At 70.4% G+C, this 416-nt stretch carries 1 protein-coding gene; it reads left to right on the top strand.

All coding sequences use genetic code 11. The features are described 5' to 3' along the window. Positions 1–85: 85 nt before the first annotated feature. Positions 86–416 (top strand): aldo/keto reductase (locus ACFV3I_RS18805; protein WP_378823970.1); only part of this gene is annotated, 331 nt, incomplete at its 3' end.

Below are 416 nucleotides of genomic sequence, written 5' to 3'. Positions count from 1 at the left end.
CCCCTCCCCCGGGGCCCGGTGGCGGGAAGCCGATCACGTCCTAGAGTGGTCGGACCGGACAGCCGGACGAAGAGAGGGAGACACCGTGACCAGCATCCCGCTGCACACGCTCAACGACGGCAGCACCTTGCCCGCGATCGGGCTCGGCACCTACCCGCTCGACGACTCCCAGGCCGAGGAGGCCGTCGCGGGCGCCCTGGAGCTCGGCTACCGGCTGATCGACTCGGCGACGAACTACCGCAACGAGACCGGCACCGGACGCGGTGTCGCCCGCAGCGGCGTGCCGCGCGAGGAGATCGTCGTCACCACCAAGCTGCCGGGCCGTCACCACGGGTACGAGGAGACGCTGGCGTCCTTCGAGGAGTCACGGTCGCGGCTCGGCCTGGACTACGTGGATCTCTACCTGATCCACTGGC

The organism is Microbacterium sp. NPDC059771 (assembly GCF_042732495.1).
Lineage (GTDB): Bacteria > Actinomycetota > Actinomycetes > Actinomycetales > Microbacteriaceae > Microbacterium > Microbacterium sufflavum.
Note: the sequence above shows the minus strand (reverse complement) of the source record. Positions and strands in the feature narration are given on the sequence as shown.